Origin of the sequence: Tepidanaerobacter acetatoxydans Re1 (assembly GCF_000328765.2) — a bacterium.
In the GTDB taxonomy this organism is placed as follows: Bacteria; Bacillota; Thermosediminibacteria; order Thermosediminibacterales; family Tepidanaerobacteraceae; genus Tepidanaerobacter; species Tepidanaerobacter acetatoxydans.
Genome location: NC_019954.2, coordinates 128,802 through 150,477 on the forward strand (window position 1 = coordinate 128,802; position 21,676 = coordinate 150,477).

Consider the following 21,676-nt stretch of genomic DNA (forward strand, 5'->3'; position numbering starts at 1 on the left):
TTTGCATTACTCATAAAAGTATTGCGATGTAGAAATGTGGCTGCCGTGCTCATCTTATTTTAAGCTTAAGAGCTAAACACACTTTGAAGCCAACGTAAGAAATGATTTATTGCATCTAAAATCTTCTGAATAAGCCCTTTGTTTTCTTCTACGGTTTTTTTCACATCGCCCAGTGTAGAACTTATTTTATCTAATTGTTTGCTTATTTTATTTATATCAAGGTCCAGCTTGCTGATTCTTTTCATCAAATCCATGATTTGATTGATTTGTTCTTCTGTAAGTTCTATGTCAAGTTCTGCAGCTATTTTTTTAATCACATTGCGTATATCTTCAGGGTTTTTGATTTTTTGTTTTACAACTTGCTTTTTAACATCTTGTACAAGTTTTGCGGCTTTATCTTTTCCTATCTCTTCGCCGAGATCCCCTGTTAATACTAATTCCTCGCTGGCTGTTTTCTTGCTTCCTGGTTCAGCTTTTTGCCACTCGCCTTTTCAAATGCCTTCATAATACCAGTGAGAGCTGCAGTGCCTGATACCTTAAATGGTGCTGCTGCGATAACTTCAGCATCTTCAATACCGGCAGTAACCATAGCATTTGCATACATTTCTTTTGTGACCCAAGTTATATTATAAGTTTCGACTTTTATACCAGAATTTTTAGGAGCAAGTTTGACATAAGCGGAGGAGATAGCCCGTGTACCAATCTGCTGTTCCGGTACCAGCCCCTCTAAGTATTCCCGCTCCTCATCATTAGTAACGGTTAATATCATTACATCATTTTCATTGGCGTTGAAGATTTTGAGCATTTCTTGGCGCTGAGATTGAGTAATATCAGCACCAAAGATTACCACATCAGCCTGATCCGCCAAAACGCCAAGAGGCATGAGGGTAATTAAGATGCTTGTGATAATCAGCATAGATATTAATTTCTTCATAAGCATAAACCTCCATTTGGTTTATTTTTACAAATAGGAGCACTTAACTCTGAACAAAATTATAACCTATATTGTTATGCTATTCAAATTAGTAGGAGTTTATTTTATTGCAATAGTAGAAAAACTGTAAAAAATATGATATAATAAAATGCGTGAGTCGCTATTCATAGGTTTTTAATAAGAAAATTTTCAAGCAGTACTTAGGCTTACAGATACCTATGGTACTGCTTTTATATTTTTTAACAATCAGGAGGTAGTATGTTTAATGAAAATTGCTATATTAATAGACGAACCGCGAGTTTCTTATCTTCCCGGAGAAGAAGGTCTAAATGAGGATCTGCAAAAGCGCAAAACTGTCAAAAATCTAAAAGAAGTGCTTTCAAAACGATTTGAATGTTCATTAGTAAAAGCTGACAGTGACATTATATCCAAATTGCAAAATGAAAATGTAAGCCTAGTATTTAATCTTTGTAATGGCATTAGAGGAGAAACAAGACAGGCACAAATCCCGGCTATTCTCGAATTTTCAGGCATTCCTTATACTGGCTCATCCATACTAGGGCATACCCTTGCTATCAATAAAAATTATGCTTGTAAAGTATTTAAAGGCTCTGGCGTCACAACTCCGGAGTTTATTTCTATCTACGATAAGGATGACCTAATGCAGCTCAGAAATAAAGAAATCAAATTTCCTGTCCTCGTAAAACCTTGTGACGAAGGTTCAGGGAGAGGCATTCATCAAGACAGTTTAGTTTATGATTTTCGTTCGCTAAAAAGAAAGGTTCAGCAAGAACTAAGATTATATAATCCGCCGATTATGGTAACGGAATATATCAAGGGGCGCGAGTTTACCGTTGGCATATTAGGTAATGGCAATAACTTGAAAGTACTGCCTATACTCGAAATAAGCTTCGAAGCTCTTCCCGATGACTTAGCTAAGTTTTATAGTTTTGAAGTCAAAGCGAATTATGCGGATAAGACTATTTTTCGATGTCCTGCACCGCTGGACAATAAGCTCAAAACTAAAATAGAAAACACTGCAAAAAAAGCCTACAATGCTCTAAGCTTAAGAGATTATGCCAGAGTTGACGTAAGAGTAAAAGACGATACTCCATATGTCCTTGAGGTTAATTCATTACCAGGCCTGCAAAAAGGCTATAGCGATATCACCAAAATGGCCAGTGCCTGCAATCTAGCTATGAAGGCCTTATCCTTAAAATAGTTGAAAATGCCATAAATCGCTACAAACAAGCCAGTGAACAAAAGGTAGTATAACCTAAAAAATCAAATAAAAATCGTCAACCATCTCCGACCAGGGCAGCATATATAATTTGACATGCAACATGCTTTTACGCAATTAATGTCGTCGACCTCCGATAGCGCAAAAACCCCTGGAGATCGACGACAACCCAAAATTACCCCCAAATAAAGAATATTACTGGAAAAGAAGGACTTTTCGATTTAATGCAGAAATTATTAATAGAAAATTGAACAAATTATTTTTCTCGCTCTTTCTTTATTTTTTACCCCAAATTACGGGTTTATAGCCTACCTATAAGGAATTGAAACTATTTTCTTTTTTTTATGCATCATAGACACTTCAAGTATTTATAGCCTACCTATAAGGAATTGAAACGGGAAAATACAGGTAAGGAATTGTTTATAAATGCGAAGTTTATAGCCTACCTATAAGGAATTGAAACTCACCAGGAACAAAATCAATTTCAGCAATCGATGAAGTTTATAGCCTACCTATAAGGAATTGAAACAACGATATAAAAGTCAAAGATACTGATGTCATAGTGGGTTTATAGCCTACCTATAAGGAATTGAAACTCTCTTTCAGCAAATCTACGGGCTATCCTCTTGGCGTAGTTTATAGCCTACCTATAAGGAATTGAAACGTGCTGAGCCGCTAAATGTGATTGTGCTGTTTACTTTGTTTATAGCCTACCTATAAGGAATTGAAACTCTGTTCCGTATCCTTTTTGCCATAAACCAGTTTTGTGTTTATAGCCTACCTATAAGGAATTGAAACATTGCTTCTTCAACACCTTTTTCAATTCCAGTGTGGTTTATAGCCTACCTATAAGGAATTGAAACGTAGATAGAAACCCATACTTAGATAGAAGCCTTCTTAACGTTTATAGCCTACCTATAAGGAATTGAAACACCAATGCAGTTAAATAAACTTTTTAATGATCTACTAAGTTTATAGCCTACCTATAAGGAATTGAAACGTAATTATGGGGCCTTTTATTATCCTAACGTCAAGAGGTTTATAGCCTACCTATAAGGAATTGAAACCATTTTATGCAGAAGAGGATGGATTAGACTTTGAAGAGTTTATAGCCTACCTATAAGGAATTGAAACTCTTCTCTCCGTTGTCTTTGTTTCGCTGTCTCCCTCTCGTTTATAGCCTACCTATAAGGAATTGAAACGTCCAATCGGTCTTTACCTCCACCATTTGAAACCTCGTTTATAGCCTACCTATAAGGAATTGAAACTCATCATGGTTATCCAGCTTATTAACGAGCTGGGCCGTTTATAGCCTACCTATAAGGAATTGAAACTATCATCAGCCGCCGCTCCTTCCGCCGGTATGAATTGTTTATAGCCTACCTATAAGGAATTGAAACTTTGGTATGATTTTCAGGGTGTTGGTGGTAGAACAGGTTTATAGCCTACCTATAAGGGATTGAAACAAATATTCTTTTTTAAGGCATCGCATATCCTCAAGCAAGTTGTTAACATACCTATAAAGGCTTGAAATAACACCGTATGTAATATATATATTTGGTTTATGGTTTTCTATGGATGGATGTGCATTAAAAAAATATGTGTTAATGTGTAGAGGCGGTCGATGACCGCCTCTACATGTTTGCAATTCCTATATGGGAGAGAAGCCTGCAGTGTAGAAAAAAGATGGGGTACCGGCAAAAAAAGGTTTGTAATTCATATATTGCAGTCAAGTAGGGGAGACCATTGGTCTCCCGCTTATTACTCATTATTGCCTTTGGTCGCCAGCCTGCTTATCTAGAGCCTTAGGGCGCATTTCTTTTGATTTATATCTAGCATTTAAAGAATTAGAGAAAAAAATCACTTTTAGGCAGGATTTTTAGGTAAGTTAGTCGAAATATTTCTTAAATATCAAAAAAATTTTAATAATAAGAGGTGAGATAATTGGATATTTTTACTAGTTTTACTGATCTAGTGCTTTTGGTTGGAACAAATCCTTTGCCAAATTATATAGTAATAAAGTATTTTTTAAAACATAATGAAAAATTAAAGCGGATTTGGCTTATATACTCGGAAGAGACAAATGTACAAGCAGGAACCGAAGAATTGGCCGAAAATATCACTTCAGTAATCAAAAAAGAATTCTTAAGTAATAAGCCGGATCTTAAATTTAAGCATATGCCGCTTAGCGATGTGGGATCTGCTTCTACGATATTAGATGAGTTACAGAGAAATATGAAAATCGAGGTATCATCGCCTAATATTTTTCACCTAAATTATACCGGCGGCACTAAATCTATGGCAGTCCAAACTTATAAATATTTTCTAGAAAATTTTGGCAAACGATGTACATTTTCCTACTTAGATGGCAGGGATTTTAAACTAAAAGGAGATCAAAGCTCAGCACATGTAACAAAAGATTTAAGGTATGAAATAGGTATATCTGTTGAAAGTCTCTTCGAACTTCATGGTTATGAGAAAAAAGGCGGTCAAAATAATCCTTCATATCCTGATACTGTTAAAAAGTTTGAAGAAATTATAAGGCTTGGCAAACTAAATGAATACCTCTCCTGGAAGAAAAGCACAATAAGAGAGTTTTTTTATGAAGGAAGCAATTGTATAAAAAAGAAGAATCGTTTTTTGACACATAATAATATCTACAGTGATGAAGATGTAAAAAGATTTAAACAGAATTTCAAAGATAAAATGACTGATGAAATCATTCTTGAATTGCTAAAGAGCATTCCAAAAGAAAACTCCATATTAGATGAAAATGGAGATATATGGGTGCCTGATAAATCAACAACAAATAAAGAATATAAAGAGAGAGTGGGAGATAGCGTAGAAAATTTTCTAGACGGAAAATGGTTGGAGGTTTATGTTTATAATGTGATATGCCAAAAAATCAAACAAAATGAGAAGCTCAATGAACTATATAAAAAAGGCCAACTAATTATTGATAATAATTATGAAATAAAAAAGAAAAATACTGAGAAGAAACATTTTGAGATCGATGTAATATTGCTAAATGGCTATCAAGTCTGCGGTATTTCTTGTACAACCGCCTCAGATGACTCGACATGCAAAAATAAAGGATTTGAAATCATACATAGAGCAAGGCAAATGGGAGGGGAGGAGGCAAAATCTATATTAATTGCATGCCTTGAGGATAAAGAATCAAGATCTATAGAAGATTTTTATGAAGACCTAAAAGATACATCAGGTTCTAGGACACATGAATTTATGGTATTAGGTTTAAAGGATTTAACTCCTGAAAAGCTTTGGGAGAAGATTTATGAGCATATATGGGGGGCTGATTTATGAGCAAAGTAACTGCAATATTAGCTGATACTGTATCTATACAAAAATATGTATATTCAAGCAATAGATTAAAAGAAAATATAGGGGCATCTAGCATAATTGCCAACATCTATAAAGAAAGTTTAGCAAATACTCTGGAAAAAACGTTAGAACATGGTGTGAGTTTAGACGAGTGGGAGAAACAGCCTGAAACTATTGCAATTAAAAATTCAAATACGGATTTTGAAGTAGGATATATAGGCGGTGGTAATGCCCTGCTATTTTTCAATAATGAGGCAACGGCAAAAGAGTTTATCAGTGAGTGGACAAGAAGCCTTCTTCTCGAAGCTCCAAGTTTAAACGTAGCTTTTGCTATCTCTGAATTTAATATAGATAATTTCCAAAATGAAATGAAAAATTTATTTAAACAACTTGAGATTAATAAAAGCAAGTATTTTCCTCAGACATTTTTGCCAAAACATGGGATTACGGCAGATTGTCCATATTCGGGACTTTCGGCAGAAGTTTATAAGCCCGGCACCAATGATGAAAAGGGAGCATATATATCCTCAGCTTCATACGTAAAGTATAAACATATCGATATAGATGATGCCAAAGTTGAGGTAGAGAGAATCTCAAATGGAAAATTTTCTCTTACAACTAACATAGAAAAGCTCGGACAAACTAAAGGACAAAACCATATCGCCATTGTTCATATAGACGGCAATTCAATGGCAGAGCATTTTAAGTCCTGCGAAAATCTTGTTGCCATAAGGAAACTTTCCAAGAGATTAAAGGATATTATGCAATCTGTTTACGAGGAATTTTTAAATTATATTTTTGAACAAATGGATTTATTATTATCAGATGAAAGCGGATTTAATATACAGCTAGAAAACGGTAAGTACATAATACCATTTAGGCCTATTCTGAGAGAAGGAGACGATATTACTTTTATTACAGATGGGCGCTTAGGGATTCCTTTTGCACAAAAGTATCTGGAATTAATGTCAGATAAGACGTTGTATAACGAGAATAAGCTGTCAGCTTGTGCCGGTGTCGCAATAATTAAAACAAAGTATCCATTTTTTAGAGGATATAATTTGACAGAAGAACTATGTCAGAGCGCAAAGCGTGAGGCTAGAGAGAATAAAGGCACATCTTGGCTTGATTTTCACATATCATATGGAGGCTTTTCGGGAACTTTAGAGGGAATACGTAAAAATAAATACACAACATCAAGTGGTCAACTGCATTTTGGGCCATATTTGGTAGCAAGCAGTGATATAAGCAATGAGAAAAACATATTCCACTTAAAGCGTGGCATAAAAACCTTTAAGAATAAAGAAGAATGGCCACGTTCAAAAGTTAAAGAGTTTCGTGAGTATTTAACATTAGGGAAATCTGCATCTCAACAATTCATAGATGAAGCAAGATTTAAAGGTAGAAAATTATATGGATTTAAAGAAACAAGCAAAACTTATAATATAAATGTATGGCAAGATGGCTTTACACCATATTTTGATATGATCGAATTAATGGATTTGATTCCGGAGTATTTTCTAGCTGAAACAAGGCAGGTGAAGTAAAATGAGTGAATATAAGATAACTATAAAACTTGAGTCAAACTGCATGCTGGGAGCAGGTGAAGGATGGGGATCGGTTATTGATGCGGATATTGTTTTTGATAATGTTGGATTGCCATATTTACCGGCGCGCCGCTTAAAGGGTTGTCTTAGAGAAAGTGCAAAAGAAGTATTGGAAATGATGGAATGTGCAGGTATTAAAAAATTTGAAAGTCAAATAATTGATAAGGTTTTTGGCTGTTCAGGCGATGCCACTGGCGCCGGTATAGTTTTTAATAATTTATATTTACCAAATTATAAAGATGTATACGATTGGTGCAAGTGGGCTTTACAGGAATGTAATAGTGCAGTATCTCCTGAAATAATAGTTAATTCATTTACAAGCATAAAACAGCAGACGTCAATTAATAATGAAGGGATAGCAGATGATAAAAGCTTGAGAACGTTCAGAGTTTTAAAGCGAGGGATAGAATTTGAAGGTGCTGTTAACATAAAAGAAGAAGATAAGGAAGCCGTTGATCTACTTGCTCTTGCCTGCCTAAACCTTCGATATATAGGCACTATGCGCAATAGAGGCTATGGGAAAATTGTATGCAGATTTAAGAAGGGAAATGAGGATTTATCACAGAGCTGTATAGAGCAGATAGAAAGAGAGGCGATATAGATGGCTTATTTAAAAATAACAATAAATCTTCTATCCCCTATAATATTAAGCGCTGACGTGCCGGACAACAACTTAACAGAAACATTTGACTATATACCTGCCAGCTCTTTAATTGGTTTATTCGCAGCAAAATATATTTCTCAGGAGCATCTTGAATATGCACATAATAATACTAACTTTTATAAGTGGTTTTTAAAGGGCGATTTAGTATTTACCAACGCTTATATAAGCGAAAAAGATGATTATGATGAAATAGATATGTTGCCTACTCCGTTATGTATTAAAAAACAGAAAAAAGGTGAAAGAATATTAAATATTTTGCTTAATACAGAAGATGAGCAAACTGTATTTATATCACCTTATTCTTATATCGAAAGAAGTACAATAAAGACAGGCGAACTAGCAAAAAAAATAAACTTTCATCACATGAGAGACAGGCTAAGAGGACATACGAAAGATGAAGCTATGTTTAACTACGAAGCCCTTATGCCAGGGCAAATATTTAAAGGAGAAATTTATGGCGATTCAACAACCTTAAGAGAATTTAGAAAAACTTTTGGCGAGAAAATCATTGGCAGGTTAGGAAAATCAAGAAACACTGAATATGGAGAAGTTGAGATAAGTCTTTCCAAAATTATTAATGAAGATATAGATGCATTAACTGATGAAGACTTAGAGGACGAGGATTATATTTTACTGACCTTTATATCGCCATGCATATTAGTCAACGAAAATGGGTTTCCCGATCCCTCTTTACCTAATTTAAAATGTTATCTTGAAAATATTTGGGGCAAGGATTCATTTGAGATAGAAAACTGTGTAATGAGAACAACTTCTATAGAAAACTATATTTCAGTTTGGAAGATGAAGCGGCCTATAGAAACTGCAATCTCAGCTGGCTCCACAGTCAAACTGGTATTTAAAAATAACTTACCTTTTGAAAACATAAAAAATGGCTTTGAAAAGATGGCAAACGACGGAATAGGAGAGAGAAGGAATGAGGGATTTGGCAGAATTAAGCTGAATATGGCTACTGCCGAAGAATACTATAAAAAAACTATAAAACCAAATCAAAATAAACCAGAAAGTAAGGTTCCTCAAGGAGCTAAACAGATTTTTGAAAATGTTATACAGAACATGTTTAAAGAGGAATTTGAGCGTAAAGCTTATGAAGATGCTGCTGGATTCAGTTGTTTGCCGAGCAATAGTCTTCTCGGAAAATTAGGGCTGATACTTAGTAAATGCCAAAAAGAAGAAGAATTTAAAAAATCTATAGATGAATTAAGGAATAATGCAAAGAGTCAACTTGAGGATTGTAGGAACAAGACTAAAAGGTGTAATTTGTATGAGTATATAAAGAATTTTGATACAACTAAAATAATAGAAAGTATTTATAATGACATTACAAAAGCGGATTATCTAAAGTTGACAAAGATATCTGAATATAATGTCAAGGACGAAAAAGAATTATTACTGGAACTTTGGAAAATATATTTTGGAGTATTTTTTAGACGTATGCGGCAAAGACAGAAAGTTGCAAAGAAGGAGGTGCTTTGATGGATAACGCAAAAGTAACCGGGCGATTTTTGATTAGGGGAAAGCTTGACCTAGAATCTCCACTTTTAATAGGAACAGGTGAAAAAGGCTATATAGATATCTCTGTTCAAAAAGATGATAACGGCATCCCGTACATACCTGCATCATCTATGCGCGGTGTTCTCAGACATTATTTTTTTAACAATCTTACTATCCAAGGCACTGACAAGACACAGATAGAATATTTTTGGGGTTCGAGCAAAAATCAGGATGATAAAGATACATATCAAAGTTCTTTTATCTTGGAAGATTTATATGCTTTAAATAAGCCCAATATTGTTGTCAGAGATGGGATTAAGATTGACAACAAGCGAGGAATCGCCGAAGATGAGAAAAAGTTTGATTATGAAGTTGTTGAACCGGGGGCAGAGTTCGGTTTTAATGCTGAGGTTGTGCTTAGAGAATGCTTTTCTAAAGAAATGTTTTTAAAAATTATTTCAACATTAATAAGTGCGTTAGAAAATGGTCAAATATCCCTAGGGTCAATGACTACAAAAGGGTTTGGAAGATGTCGACTGTCGGAATGCAAAGTTTATGAATATGATTTTACACAAGGTACTAATAAAACCAAAGATGTTATACTGTGGCTGAAAGGTGAAAGTACAGAGGAACAATTAATCACCTTGGATTTAAATGAGATATTCTTACCTAAAAAAAATAAATTTTCATTAAAAGCTACTTTTAATATAAGAAATTCACTTATAGTCAAAGCATATACTGGAATGCCAAAAGAGCCTGATTCTATTCACATAATTTCGGCAGGAAAAGATATTCTCCCTGGGACATCGTTGAAAGGCGCGCTTAGAGCAAGGGCAGTTAAGATAATTAATACATTAGAAGGGCAAAGCGATGAGCTGGTAAAAGAACTTTTTGGCTGGGCATCAGATGAAGCTTCAGATAAGAACAAAAAAATAAAGAGTCGGTTAATTTTAGATGAAGCATATATTCAAAATTCCGTAAAAGAGACACAGTTTAGAACAAAAATTGACAGATTTACTGGAGGCGTTATCAAAACAGCACTTTTTGATTCAACTCCTGTCTGGAGCGGAAAGGATAATGCCAAGGTTACAATAAATATTGAAATAAATGACTGCAAAAACTGGGAAGCGGGCCTTGTGATGTTGCTTTTAAAGGATTTGTGGACGGGCGACCTTGCTGCAGGTGGCGAGAAAAATATAGGTAGAGGTACCTTCGAAGGACAATCAGCAGAAATTTACTTTAATGGAAATCATTATATTATAGAACAAAGAGGAGATAAGTTGCGAGTTAATTGCGGTAAAGATGAACTCGAAAATTTGGTAAGTGCTTTTGTGGAAAAATGCAAATCCGGGAGGGCAGGAGTATGAACGGATTAAAACTAGCTAATATTAAAAGCACCTCAAAGCCCATGGAATTAAATATTGCAAGCTGGCAAGATCTGCAAAAAAACATAAATGAAAACTTTAAAGAAAAAAGTTACGCAGTTGTTTATCTGGATTACAAAGTTTTAATAGGAAAAATAAATGAAAAAAATTTGAAATTTTATAATGATGAAGTATTTGATCCGAAGTTTATAGTAAAAATGCGAGTATTTAATGAAGAGAAAGAACTTTTGTTGTGGCGACGGGATGAATATAAATTTGAAGGCAGAATGAGACTGGATAATGAAGGCGATAATATTCAGTACTTCGTAGAAGTCGATCAAGTGCTCTGGGGAAACCCAAAAAGCATTAATAATGAATGGACTGTGCTGAAGGAAGCGAGAGGAACAGAAATTTACATTCCATACCTATATAAACCGGAATATTCTAGCAGTAAGAGGCTGGCGATAAGAACACGAAATTATGTTGGCTATAATGAAATTGGACAGGCTGGATATACTGACTGCCGTTTCGTGAGCTTTTGTGAAGGGGGAAAATAATAATGGAAAAGGCAAAGCTAATTAACATAAGAAAAAGCAAAAAAGGCAAACTCATAGGAGAAGTTCAGTTTGAAGATGGCAAAACTATGTCAATACCACCCGGAGCAAAATTGAATGTATCTTTAAATAACATAGAATGCAGTATAGAACGAAACAGTGGAGCAATTACAAATATTACGATTGATGAAAAGGTTATATTCTCAAAAGCAAGTAACAGTGATCCGGTTTCCCAAAAAATAAATAAAAAACATTATACTAACAAAACTACAAAGCAGGCTAGTAATAAAGCTGCGCAACCTTCAAAAGCCCATGCCCCATATAATTTCATACCATTAAATGATACTGTGATCGAAGGACAGCCAATACCTGATTTTGATTGTTATCACAGCGAGCATGCTGGTTTAAAAAGATTTAACGGTTATATAGAATGTCAACTTGAGAGCATAACACCCATATATATAAGAGATACATATACAACTGAAGAGATAATAAAAAAAGAGGAAAGTAACGAAGATAATCCTGATTTTTTCTCGCCTGGAGGTATTGCTCGAATTCCGGGAAGCAGCTTAAGAGGTATGATAAGAACCATGGTTGAGATAATGAGTTGGGGGAAGTTTGGATTCTATGAAGATAAGCGCTTGTTTTATCGCGGACTTGCTGACAAATCAAATTTAAGACTAGAATATCAGAACAATATGTCATCTTATGATAGAAACACAAGAAAATCCTCTTATAAATATACTATTGGCGATCATATTCCGGAAAATCTCAAACGAAAAGAACTAATAGATATACCTGAATCAATCTTTGGAAAGATATCAGAGAAACAAAGCTTTGCTTCACGAGTATTTTTCGAAGATGCTACCTTAATGCCTGGTCAAAATGATATTTTTGTCTCTGACGAGCCCCTTACGCCAAAAATACTTTCCAGTCCTAAGCCTACAACGTTCCAACACTATCTAGAACAACCTTCAGATGTTACTGTAAAAAATTTAAACCATTGGAATACTAAAGAGGCGAAAATACGAGGGTACAAGCTTTACTGGCATAAAGATGGTTTAGGTTGGGAGTATGAAGGCAACGATGAAGAGAAAGCAAAGAATAAAAGAATATTAACTAAAATAAAGCCAATTAAACCCGGAATAAAATTTAAATATAGGATTAGATTTGAGAATTTATCTCAAGAAGAAATAGGGGCCATACTCTTTGCAATTGATTTGCCTGAGAACTGTTACCATAAAATAGGTATGGGGAAACCGCTAGGCCTCGGGACAATTAAAATAAGGCCGGCATTATTCCTTATTAATCGAGAAAGCCGATACACTAATCTTTTTGAGAATGAAAATTGGAATCTAGGAGTCGAAGAAAGCAACATACAAAAATTTAAAGATGCCTTCGAACAATATGTACTTAACCAAGTAAATAAACTCGAAAACAGCGATTTATCTTCACTCTGGAACCATGAGAGGATGAAACATCTTAAAGTAATACTCGATTTTGAAAATACTAAGCTTAAGGGTTGGAAACAAGAAACTGACTATATGGAACTTAAAGAGTTTAAAAATAGACCTGTTTTATCAAAACCGCTTGAAGTTTATAATAAGTTTACAACTAATTAAATGACATATACTATATAGGTTTATTCCACATTCAAGAAAAATTTTATATCGCTATTAATGTTATAAAAAGTTAATATTACAAAATATTTATTAGCTTTAAAGTCGAATATAGAATAAGTGACAAGGATTACCTTTTAAACTCAAACCCATTATAAGTATGCAAAAGCAGGTGAGATACATCATTTTTGATGATAAAATTTGAGAAATTACGCTTACTATAAATGATGGAGGCAAAATATGAGACAAGCATTTTTACTTTTTTCACACCAACTTACAAAATCGCAGCAAGATGAACTTGAAAATAAATTTAAAGTAGATAAAATTATTTACCTTCCGTCAGACCTGCAAAGTATTTGGTCAAATGTTCCACCGGAACTTCCTTCAATAAAGGATTATCTAGAAGAAATTTTTTGTTGGCTAAAAGAACATTCAAAGCCAAATGATATAGTATTAGTCCAAGGAGAATTTGGAGCGGTCTTTTTAACGGCTAACTTTTGCATAAAAGAAGGACTTGTTCCTATATATTCTACTACTAGAAGAGATGTGGCAGAGACAATTCTTGATGATGAAACCATTCAGACGAAACGAAATTTTATCCATGTAAGATTTAGAGAGTTTGAAAAATGGGACTAAAATTTTAAAAAATATCTTATGGGTGAAGAAGAGTAATAAGCATTTGTAGCAAAATGGTAAATTGTATATTCTAAAATTGTCGTCGACCTCCGATAGCGCAAAAACCCCTGGAGATCGACGACAACCAAAAATTACCCTCAAACAAAGAATATTACTGGAAAAGAAGGACTTTTCGATTTAATGCAGAAATTATTAATAGAAAATTGAACAAATTATTTTTCTCGCTCTTTCTTTATTTTTTACCCCAAATTACGGGTTTATAGCCTACCTATAAGGGATTGAAACTGGACTTAAAGTTCATCCCATCGCTGTCGCAATGTGGTTTATAGCCTACCTATAAGGGATTGAAACACGACATGAACCAACCAGCAGAGATAACAGATACACAGTTTATAGCCTACCTATAAGGGATTGAAACTTTGTTATTATAAGGCTATTATGTTCTTTACATCTATAGTTTATAGCCTACCTATAAGGGATTGAAACCGGAAGCAAGAGAACCAATTACAATAACATTCAAAGGAGTTTATAGCCTACCTATAAGGGATTGAAACCTTGCAACAGTGTGGGAACCAAAAAGGAACTTTAGTGGTTTATAGCCTACCTATAAGGGATTGAAACTTTTTTTACGTAGGCCGTTGTAATCCCTAATGATAGCGTTTATAGCCTACCTATAAGGGATTGAAACTTCCCAACCGCCCCAGGATCTTTCCCGCCATGCTAAGTTTATAGCCTACCTATAAGGGATTGAAACTTTCTTGTGATGATCTTGATACATTGTAGTTAGGGGTTTATAGCCTACCTATAAGGGATTGAAACCGTCTCCAAATTCGTTGTATTCTAGACCTATACTGGTTTATAGCCTACCTATAAGGGATTGAACTTTCTTATAACTCTATAACCTTGGCATGAAAGGCACAGCAGCACTTGAAATTATGGAGGTAAAAATGAAAAAATATTGTATTATCATACTTATTGTATGTATGATGCTTGTGCTAACTGCTTGCGGGAATCCTAACAGTGAAGTAGTAGGCGAATATGATACAAGCAAACTTGGAGGTGATTTTGTTAAAAGCAGTAATGAAGCTTATGCTATAGGAGCTAATAAGGATAAAATGCCGGTTTTTAAAGATACTGACAAAGCTTTTAAACAAGCCCTTATTGATTATGCAGAGGGATTTAAAGCCATTCAAAAAGAATTTAATTTAAAACCGATTAATAAGAAAAACTGGGAAGCATATAAAACTTATGGATGGCAATTATCTGCTGATAATGATGAGGAAATCCGCAAACAGGGAAGGGAGATAACGCAATTTTTCGATATATATGAGAACAGTTTTAAGTAAATAAGTGGTCTTCATATCAAAAGTATAAATAAATTCATTAACGAAGTGCATGAATTAAAAGAGGGACATGTCATACATTTATGATATGTCCCTTAATATCTTTCGTTAGACATTAGTATACTTTTTACTCGGTTTACTTATGTCTATTTTTTTAATTTTTCAGAAATGGCTAATTTATCTATTTGAATTCTATTGTCTTAACGTCTTCAAAAATTCATTTAACAGCTCTAATTGTTTAGGGGAAAGCACCTTAACATTTTCAATAAGCTCTTGATATTCAGGAGGTAGATTAGCATTTTCATCCATAAAAAATTCGGAGAGCGTAATGCCCAAAGCATCGCAGATTTTTTGGAGGGTTTCAATAGAAGGAATTTTAGTTCCATTTTCTAAATAGCTCAAATACACATTGGTAATTCCAACTTTCTCTGCAAGCTGAATGCCCTGTAATCCCTTGGCTATTCTAATTTGTTTTATTCGGTGCCCTATATTCATTATCTAACCTCAATTATAAACCAATAGTTTAATTAAAATATACATGAGAGTGCCTGGAATGTCAAGAAAAAGCAAGTAAATCAAAGGAAAATGGTAGTATCTGATGTTAAATTAAACTAATAGATTAAATTAAGATTGATATTATTAAAATAATAGTTTAATATAAAGAAGTGGATGTATAAAATTAATAGGTGATTTTCTTATTTAATTACAAGATTCTAAAATATTTATAAATACTTTAAACAACATAGGCGATGGAGGTATTCGTATGTCAAATGAACTTTATCAAAAGGCCATAGAACAGGTAAAGGAGGAGATGGTTCCAGCTTTGGGGGTTACAGAGCCTGCTGCTATTGCGCTTTCTGCAGCTAAAGCTTATGAAGTGATTGGAGGTGAGGTAAAGAAGGTTACTGTTTGGGTGGATGAGGGCGTTTTTAAAAATGGGTTTTCGTGTGCTATCCCAGGAACTTGCGAAAAAGGAAATGAGATGGCGGCAGCACTTGGTGTAATAGCCGGAAAGCCGGATTTTGGTTTAAGGGTTCTAGAAGATGTGACAGAGGAAGATGTTTCAAGGGCAAAGGAGCTGATCAAAGAAGGAAAAATTGAGATAAAAGTAAAACGAGGCGTATCAGACATTTTCATAGATGCGATAGTTGAAACTGATAAGGGTAAAGGTAGAGCTGTCATCAAAGATAAACATACCAATATAGTTTTAGTAGAAAAAGACGGAAAAGAAATTTTTAAAAAACAGCTGGAAACCAAAACTTCAGAAGGCAAGGCTTTTGATATATCAAGGCTAAAACTCAAAGACCTGATAGATATAGCAGAGCACGCACCATATGAGGATATAAGCTTTATATTGGAAGCAGTTAGGGTCAATGATGAACTTGCCCAGGCAGGCAAGCAGGGTGAAGGCATGGAATTAGGAAGGGGGATATCAGATCTTATAGAAGAAGGATATTTGAAAGAAGACATATTAACTTATGCTATGGCTTATACGGGATATGCTGTTGATGCACGTATGGGAGGAGTTTCAAAACCTGCCATGTCCATATGCGGAAGTGGTGACCATGGTCTTGTAGCAACGCTGCCCCTCATAGCAATAGCCAATAAAAAAGAAATACCAGAAGAAAAACTTGTAAGATCAATACTTCTAAGCTATCTTGTTACAATGTACATAAAAACTTTTGCCGGTAGGCTTTCAGCTTTTTGCGGCTGTGCTGTTGCTGCAGGCACAGGATCAAGTGCGGGCATATGCTACCTTTTAGGCGGAAATAATGAACAAATAGGATTTACCATAGATAACATGGCAGCGGATATCACGGGTATAATCTGTGACGGCGGTAACTTTGGCTGCTCACTTAAAGCTGTAACAGCTGCAAGCACCGCCATACTTTCGGCACTTTTGGCATTAAAAAATATCCATATACCCAAAGACAGCGGTATCGTAGGAAATACAGTGGAAGAAACCATGCAAAACATTGGGAAAATAGCATCACCGGGAATGACAAAGACAAACGATGTTATTTTGGACATTATGATAAATAGACATGATTAAGAAAAAATAAAAAAATCGCAACTTCATAAAAGAAATTGCGATGAAAAAATAAACCGTAAATTTATTTTAACATAAAGCTTCATTAAAAAACAATGCATCAGGAGGCTTAATAATGGATAAAAAAGACTCTGGAATATTATCCTTTAGACCCAGTCAATTTGCGGCCCTAGTGCCATTTGCCATATTTATAATAATCACCATTTCGCTTTCTTTTATGAAAGCAGCAGACCTTAATATGATGATAGCATCTGGGATAATTGGGCTGATTATCGGTATGTTTTTTTGCGAAGATAAAGAAGAGTATTGGAACGTCATTATAGAAGGATTAGGTTCTGATGTGGGCATGACCGCAGTCCTAATTTGGATAGTAGTAGGGATATACGGAAGCGTGCTAAAAAGCGGCAAAATAGTAGAAGGGTTGGTGTGGCTAAGCTGTAAACTAGGAGTAAAAGGCGCAGCTTCACAGTAGCAGCATTTATATTTTCTGCTATTTTTGCGGTAGCAACCGGCACGGGTTTCGGCACTATTGCCACAATGGGCTTTATCCTTTACCCTGCCGGACTTCTTTTAGGCTCAAATCCTGCTGTGCTGGGAGGAGCTATTTTAAGCGGTGCAGCCTTTGGAGATAATCTGGCACCGGTTTCGGATACCACCATAATATCTGCAACCAGTCAAACATATAAATACAAAGAAGGAACTGCAGAGATAGGCGGAGTGGTCAAAAGCCGTTTTAAGTATGTAATAGTTGCCGGAATTATTGCAGCGGTGCTGTTTTGGTTTTTTGGAGGAAGTGCAACTTCAACAAATACAGAAAGCGCAGCAAAAATACTTACAGAATACCAAAATCCAATGGGCCTTCTCCTTCTTATCCCAACTGCTGTTGTAATTTGGATGGCAGTAAAAGGAAAGAGCATCTTTGCGACACTTAGCACAGGGATAATACTTGCTATAATAATCGGGCTAGCAGCCGGGCTGTTTAGCGTGGCGGATCTTGCTATGATTGAAGATGGTGCGGTTGTAGGAGCAATTCCTGATGGTGTTGCAGGCATGACGACAGTTTCTATACTTTTGATGGTGGTTGTATCCATGGGTAATTTGCTTGTTAAAAGTGGCTGTATGGAAACTACTGTAAATTGGTTAAATGAGAAAGTCATCAAAACTCCAAGAGACGCAGACCTTGCAATATTCTTACTGTCGACGATCTTTGGCATACTTATAGCTGCTATAAATACTATAGCAAATATATGTGTATCACCGTTTGTAAATGCAATAGGGCGAAAAAGCGACCTACACCCATATAGACGTGCCGATATCCTGAGTACAGCTGTTTGCTCGTTCCCATTTTTCGTGCCTTATGGCGGATGCGTTTTGCTATTGCTAGGCACCATGAAATCAGTGTCTTCCACATATCCTTTTGTGCAACCCCTAGACCCCTCCTCGCTCTTTTTCACCGTTTTTTACAGTTGGGCAGTTTGGTTTGTGACACTATTCGCATGCATTTCAGGCTGGGGCAGGGAGCTTGAAGGAGAAGACGGAGGAAGAGTTAAACACCCATCGGCATGATAAAGGTAAAGGCTTGGTTTTTCACTTTATAAAATATTGAAATATAAAATAAGTAAGAAGCTTAGAAATGTAATTTAATGTATGATATACTTTTATGTGATTATAGTGAGAAAATCGCATAGAAAAAACTCACTTTAAAAAGTCGTCGACCTCCGATAGTGCAAAAACCCCTGGAGGTCGACGACAACCTTAAATTACCCACAAATAAAGAATATAACTGGAAAAGAAGGACTTTTCAATTAAATGTAGAAATTATTAATAGAAAATTGAACAAATTATTTTTCTCGCTTTTTCTTTATTTTTTACCCCAAATTATGGGTTTATAGCCTACCTATAAGGAATTGAAACATGCTTCTAAAGGCGGGACTAACAATCAAATACTAGTTTATAGCCTACCTATAAGGAATTGAAACTTTAATACATATATGCCTTGGCGGGTCTGGAAAACGGCTGTTTATAGCCTACCTATAAGGAATTGAAACAATTTTCGGCTCTGATGGATTTAGCCCCGATGCTCTGTTTATAGCCTACCTATAAGGAATTGAAACTATCGTACACCTTAAAAGGTGTCTTGATAACTTTGAAGTTTATAGCCTACCTATAAGGAATTGAAACAATTCTAAAATCGTATTGGCTAAAAAACTAATATTACGTTTATAGCCTACCTATAAGGAATTGAAACAAATATGAATTTATAGATAAAATGGAGCAACAAGGCGTTTATAGCCTACCTATAAGGAATTGAAACTGTTTTTAAGTGCCCATGATTTTCCGGTCAGCGGCAGTTTATAGCCTACCTATAAGGAATTGAAACATCTTCTCGTATACATGATGGATAGCGAAAAAAGAAGTTTATAGCCTACCTATAAGGAATTGAAACGGGAAGAAACCTTACAACTTGTGCTAGAAATGCGATGTTTATAGCCTACCTATAAGGAATTGAAACGGTAATAGATAAACTGTATGGAGAGCAAAGCGAAATATGTTTATAGCCTACCTATAAGGAATTGAAACAGCTATTTAATCTGGCAGTTTTATTCGTTACTGGGTCTGTTTATAGCCTACCTATAAGGAATTGAAACGCGAGTATATCATCTCTCATTTCACTTATGGCTTGGTTTATAGCCTACCTATAAGGAATTGAAACATAGTAGTAACCGGAATAAACTCCTTCCAAAGCTCTCGTTTATAGCCTACCTATAAGGAATTGAAACACATAATTTATCCGTTTATCTATATCAACTGTAGCCATGGTTTATAGCCCTACCTATAAGGAATTGAAACACTAAGTCTGTTACGTTTCAATGCAATATAAATACGTTGTTTTAATTTCCCCCCCAAGAGCCTTGAAATAGCACCGTATGTAATATTTGATTTGTGGTTTCCTGCGGATGTGCATTATCCTCTATGAGATATTCATGGAGGATTTTTTAAAGCTTAAAAGAAAGTTATGTAAATATAAAATTGAATGAACAATGAAGATTGATAAAAAGTTTATAATATGATATTATATTCTAAGAAGGCAGTATAATCAGATAACATAATCCCATCAGGCTTAAAAATTAAACTCCCCAATTTTAACTTAACTAAGGACAAGAAAATAATTTTATAGGCGTTATGCCTAAATAAAAAAAATAAAAGGAGACGATTGTCTTGAATAAACCTATTGACAAAAATTATCAATTGTTAATTGGAGGTCGATGGGTGGATGCAAAGGATGGGGAGACGTTTGAGACTAACAACCCGGCAAATGGCGAGCTGTTAGCAACTTGTGCCAATGCCGGTAAGGAAGATGTGGATGAAGCAGTTAAAGCTGCATGGAAGGCATTTGAAACGTGGAAAGATGTTAGTGCACAAGAAAAATCAGGAATATTACTTAAAATAGCCGATCTGATTGATGAAAATGCTGAAAAACTTGCTATGATTGAAACTCTCGACAACGGTAAACCCATTCGAGAAACACGAAACATTGATGTGCCGCTAAGTTCTGATCATTTTCGGTATTTTGCCGGAGCTATCAGGGCTGAAGAAGGCCAAGCCGTAATGATTGACAAGAACACCTTAAGCATTATCTTAAGAGAGCCGATTGGAGTTGTCGGCCAGATAATTCCATGGAACTTCCCGCTGCTGATGGCGGCATGGAAGTTGGCACCAGCATTGGCTGCAGGATGTACGGTTGTTATTAAGCCGTCGTCTTCAACACCTTTGAGCATTTTAGAATTAGGTAAATTGATCAATGATGTTCTTCCCCCGGGAGTTGTGAACATCGTAACTGGCAGCGGAGCCACCACAGGAAATTATATGTTGGAACATCCGGGATTTAGAAAACTTGCCTTTACAGGTTCAACCGAAGTAGGCTACAGTATAGCCGAGGCGGCAGCTAAAAAGTTGATTCCGTCAACACTAGAGCTTGGTGGAAAATCCGCAAATATTTATTTCCCAGACTGCCCATGGGAGAAGGCTATAGAAGGGGTGCAACTGGGCATCTTGTTCAATCAAGGGCAAGTTTGCTGCGCAGGCTCCAGGGTATTTGTGCATGAAGATATTTATGAAGAATTCCTTGCAGAATGTGTTGAAGCCTTTAAGAAAATCAAGGTTGGTTTGCCATGGGAAGAAGATACTATTATGGGAACGCAGATTAATGAAGGTCAGTTGAAAAAGATTTTAAACTATATTGAAATTGGAAAACAAGAAGGGGCAAGACTTGCCTGCGGCGGTTCTCGCATCACTGAAAATGGCTTAGATAAAGGATGCTTTATGCAGCCTACGATTTTTGCCGATGTTGATAACAAAATGAGGATTGCTCAAGAAGAGATTTTTGGGCCGGTAGCATGTTTCTTGAAGTTTAAGGATGAAGAAGAAGTAATAAAAATGGCAAATGACAGCGAATACGGATTGGGCGGCGCTGTGTGGACTAAGGATATAAACAGGGCGCTTAAAGTTGCAAGAGGAATAGAGACAGGCCGTATGTGGATAAATGATTATAACAACCTGCCTGCTCATACTCCCTTCGGAGGCTATAAGAAATCCGGAATTGGCCGCGAAACTCACCATATGATGCTTGACCATTATACTCAGAAGAAGAATATAATGATAAGTATGAATGAAAATAAGGCTGGCTTATACTAAAGCGTAAAGAGCTTAAATTTGCAAATGCGCTTACATAAGGGAGGCCATATAAAATATTATAAGCAGCCGAAAGAATTGTCCATCAAGTATATAATGTTGTAATGAGAATAAATAGG

General features: G+C 35.5%; 15 protein-coding genes, 1 pseudogene and 3 CRISPR repeat arrays. Of the genes and pseudogenes, 14 read left to right on the forward strand and 2 right to left on the reverse strand.

Annotated features, from left to right (window positions below; all coding sequences use genetic code 11):
• Window positions 1-65 precede the first annotated feature (65 nt).
• A pseudogene (locus TEPIRE1_RS14330) lies at window positions 66-940 on the reverse strand (DUF1002 domain-containing protein).
• Window positions 941-1,199: 259 nt separating this feature from the next.
• On the opposite strand from TEPIRE1_RS14330, the gene TEPIRE1_RS00595 reads away from it, so the two are divergent.
• The 10 genes from TEPIRE1_RS00595 to TEPIRE1_RS00640 all read left to right on the forward strand — a co-directional run bounded on the left by TEPIRE1_RS00595 (window position 1,200) and on the right by TEPIRE1_RS00640 (window position 14,818).
• Entirely contained in the window at window positions 1,200-2,156 is a 957-nt protein-coding gene (locus TEPIRE1_RS00595) for a D-alanine--D-alanine ligase family protein (protein ID WP_023211308.1), read from the forward strand.
• 317 nt (window positions 2,157-2,473) lie between these two features.
• Window positions 2,474-3,640: a CRISPR direct-repeat array (repeat unit 30 nt; unit sequence GTTTATAGCCTACCTATAAGGAATTGAAAC).
• Window positions 3,641-4,118: 478 nt separating this feature from the next.
• The gene (locus TEPIRE1_RS00600) at window positions 4,119-5,498 is read left to right on the forward strand and encodes a PDDEXK family nuclease (RefSeq protein WP_013777255.1); all 1,380 of its coding nucleotides are present in this window, start codon (window positions 4,119-4,121) and stop codon (window positions 5,496-5,498) included.
• A complete protein-coding gene (locus TEPIRE1_RS00605) occupies window positions 5,495-7,063 on the forward strand; it encodes a Cas10/Cmr2 second palm domain-containing protein (protein WP_013777256.1) in 1,569 nt (522 codons plus the stop codon). Before TEPIRE1_RS00600 ends, TEPIRE1_RS00605 begins: the two co-directional genes overlap by 4 nt.
• 1 nt (window position 7,064) lies before the next feature.
• The gene (locus TEPIRE1_RS00610) at window positions 7,065-7,724 is read left to right on the forward strand and encodes an RAMP superfamily CRISPR-associated protein (RefSeq protein WP_015294800.1); all 660 of its coding nucleotides are present in this window, start codon (window positions 7,065-7,067) and stop codon (window positions 7,722-7,724) included.
• Entirely contained in the window at window positions 7,725-9,281 is a 1,557-nt protein-coding gene (locus tag TEPIRE1_RS00615; RefSeq protein ID WP_023211309.1) for a hypothetical protein, read from the forward strand.
• Window positions 9,281-10,666: an RAMP superfamily CRISPR-associated protein gene (locus TEPIRE1_RS00620; protein ID WP_013777257.1), complete on the forward strand. Its 1,386-nt coding sequence runs from the start codon at window positions 9,281-9,283 to the stop codon at window positions 10,664-10,666. The genes TEPIRE1_RS00615 and TEPIRE1_RS00620 overlap by 1 nt, the downstream gene beginning before the upstream one ends.
• Window positions 10,663-11,220, forward strand: a complete 558-nt coding sequence (gene csx19 / locus TEPIRE1_RS00625) for a type III-D CRISPR-associated protein Csx19 (protein ID WP_013777258.1) — start codon at window positions 10,663-10,665, stop codon at window positions 11,218-11,220. The genes TEPIRE1_RS00620 and csx19 overlap by 4 nt, the downstream gene beginning before the upstream one ends.
• A gap of 2 nt (window positions 11,221-11,222) precedes the next feature.
• Window positions 11,223-12,839: a TIGR03986 family type III CRISPR-associated RAMP protein gene (locus TEPIRE1_RS00630; protein ID WP_013777259.1), complete on the forward strand. Its 1,617-nt coding sequence runs from the start codon at window positions 11,223-11,225 to the stop codon at window positions 12,837-12,839.
• A gap of 237 nt (window positions 12,840-13,076) precedes the next feature.
• Window positions 13,077-13,472, forward strand: coding sequence for a CRISPR-associated protein Csx20 (gene csx20 / locus TEPIRE1_RS00635; RefSeq protein WP_013777260.1), 396 nt, complete (start codon window positions 13,077-13,079; stop codon window positions 13,470-13,472).
• Window positions 13,473-13,727: 255 nt separating this feature from the next.
• Window positions 13,728-14,356: a CRISPR direct-repeat array (repeat unit 30 nt; unit sequence GTTTATAGCCTACCTATAAGGGATTGAAAC).
• Window positions 14,357-14,419: 63 nt separating this feature from the next.
• Window positions 14,420-14,818 (forward strand): hypothetical protein, encoded by a 399-nt coding sequence (locus TEPIRE1_RS00640; protein ID WP_013777261.1) that lies wholly within the window; start codon window positions 14,420-14,422, stop codon window positions 14,816-14,818.
• A gap of 189 nt (window positions 14,819-15,007) precedes the next feature.
• Here the strand turns inward: TEPIRE1_RS00640 and TEPIRE1_RS00645 are convergent, their stop codons facing one another.
• On the reverse strand, window positions 15,008-15,310 hold the full coding sequence (locus tag TEPIRE1_RS00645) for a helix-turn-helix domain-containing protein (protein WP_013777262.1): 303 nt from the start codon (window positions 15,308-15,310) through the stop codon (window positions 15,008-15,010).
• Window positions 15,311-15,578: 268 nt separating this feature from the next.
• On the opposite strand from TEPIRE1_RS00645, the gene TEPIRE1_RS00650 reads away from it, so the two are divergent.
• From TEPIRE1_RS00650 to TEPIRE1_RS00660, 4 genes are all read left to right on the forward strand, one after another.
• Window positions 15,579-16,868: an L-cysteine desulfidase family protein gene (locus TEPIRE1_RS00650; RefSeq protein ID WP_013777263.1), complete on the forward strand. Its 1,290-nt coding sequence runs from the start codon at window positions 15,579-15,581 to the stop codon at window positions 16,866-16,868.
• Window positions 16,869-16,980: 112 nt separating this feature from the next.
• Complete coding sequence (locus TEPIRE1_RS13975) at window positions 16,981-17,337, forward strand: hypothetical protein (RefSeq protein ID WP_023211311.1); 357 nt, start codon at window positions 16,981-16,983, stop codon at window positions 17,335-17,337.
• A gap of 20 nt (window positions 17,338-17,357) precedes the next feature.
• Window positions 17,358-18,431 (forward strand): Na+/H+ antiporter NhaC family protein, encoded by a 1,074-nt coding sequence (locus tag TEPIRE1_RS00655; protein ID WP_231848341.1) that lies wholly within the window; start codon window positions 17,358-17,360, stop codon window positions 18,429-18,431.
• Window positions 18,432-18,749: 318 nt separating this feature from the next.
• A CRISPR array of direct repeats spans window positions 18,750-19,715; the repeat unit is 30 nt; unit sequence GTTTATAGCCTACCTATAAGGAATTGAAAC.
• A 369-nt stretch (window positions 19,716-20,084) separates the two neighbouring features.
• Window positions 20,085-21,560 carry an aldehyde dehydrogenase family protein gene (locus TEPIRE1_RS00660; protein ID WP_013777265.1) on the forward strand — a complete coding sequence of 492 codons (1,476 nt, stop codon included), beginning with the start codon at window positions 20,085-20,087 and terminating at the stop codon, window positions 21,558-21,560.
• Window positions 21,561-21,676 lie beyond the last annotated feature (116 nt).